This window comes from Lactobacillus sp. UMNPBX19, assembly GCF_002553805.1.
In the GTDB taxonomy this organism is placed as follows: Bacteria; Bacillota; Bacilli; order Lactobacillales; family Lactobacillaceae; genus Lactobacillus.
Genome location: NZ_PCYR01000067.1, coordinates 1 through 1,494, shown reverse-complemented (window position 1 = coordinate 1,494; position 1,494 = coordinate 1). Strand labels below are relative to the sequence as shown.

At 31.5% G+C, this 1,494-nt stretch carries 1 protein-coding gene; it reads right to left on the bottom strand.

The features are described 5' to 3' along the window. Positions 1-36 precede the first annotated feature (36 nt). Positions 37-1,439, bottom strand: a protein-coding gene (locus tag CP370_RS09725; protein ID WP_117285382.1) for an IS3-like element IS1223 family transposase whose coding sequence is annotated in 2 segments (ribosomal slippage) — positions 37-965 and positions 965-1,439 — 1,404 coding nt in all. Because the reading frame shifts where the segments join, the coding sequence is not laid out codon by codon here. Positions 1,440-1,494 lie beyond the last annotated feature (55 nt).

The following is a 1,494-nucleotide window of genomic DNA, read 5'->3' as shown; positions in this document are numbered from 1 at the left end:
TGAAGTGCCATAGAAAAGTTAGACATTTATAAAATTTTAAAGATTTGATAATACACGATTTCTGTATTTTACAGGAGTCGTGTATTTTAATTTGTTTGATCTTCTAACATTGTTAAACCAATAAATATAATCTTTCAGAATTTCCTTCATCTCTTCTAAACTTCCAATCTTAAGTCGATTCAGTTTTTCTCTCTTCATTAAATTAAATATCGTTTCTCCTGGTGCATTATCATGACAATTTCCTTTTCGGGACATGCTTTGGATTATATTCATTTTCTTTAGTCGAGCCTGATAGCCTGGATTCTGATATTGAAAGCCTTGATCTGAATGAAGGATAGGAGCAGCTCCTGGTGGAAGATTATCTGCTAGTTCATCTAGCATATTATAAATAGTTTTCATTTCAGGAGAATAACTTACTGCACAAGCTAGAATCTCCAAAGAAGCCTCATCTACTACAGGAGAAATATAAACTTTCTTGCCGCTAGTTAGTTTATATTCAGTTACATCGGTATGAAGAACTTTATAGGGGATAGTTTCATCAAAAGTTTGATTTAGGATATTTGGTGCTTTCTTTCCTACATTACCCTTATACGAACTATATTTACCAGTATTTTTATGATAAATTGTTGTTTTTATTCCTAAACTTCTCATTAACTTACGTACTGTTTCTAGAGAAAGTTTAAATCCTTCATCTCTTAACGCTCCCCACATAGGACGATAACCATATGTTTCTTGTCCTTCATAGCCATAATAGATTTCTTGAATCTTCTCTTTTACTAAAGCATACTTATCAGCTTGATTAATTCTATTTTTTACATTGTCATAGTAAGTCTTTCTATTTAATTTGAGCACTTTAAATAAGACCTTAAGTTTAATTTGATGGTGTTTTGCCCGAATATCCTGTATTAATTGTGTTTTTTGTTTGTTGGATAACGTGGATATCGGGCAGCCACTTTTTTTAAGACAAGATTTTCCACTCTAAGTCTTTCTAATTCAGCTTCCTGCTTAAGAATTTTTTCTTCATACTTTTGCTTTTCACTAAGTTCTAACTTTTTAGTTGTCTTCTTACTCTTTTTAGGCACTTTCCTAGGCCGACCTTTCTGTTTAGGCAGCAGCCCAGCATATCCTTCTTCATTGAACTTTTTAGCCCAATTGTATACTTGAGAATCACTAATATTAAACTTAGCCGCTACCTTTGAAACTCCAATAGAATGTGTTAAATAGTAGCGTACCACATTTAGCCTAAAGTCAGAAGAATAAGTAGTTTTAGTATGTTTAACAGATAAGGCAGCTAAACCTTGACACTTAGCCTTATCAATCCATCTACGAATAAGAGTCCAATGAATATTATATTGTTTAGCTAAACCTTTTATTGAATCTTCATGATTTAAATATTTGGAAACAATTTCAATTTTTAATTCAGTCGAATATTTGGTCATAAAAAAATACCTCATAATTATTAGATTTTATGTCTAACAATTATGAGGCACTTCA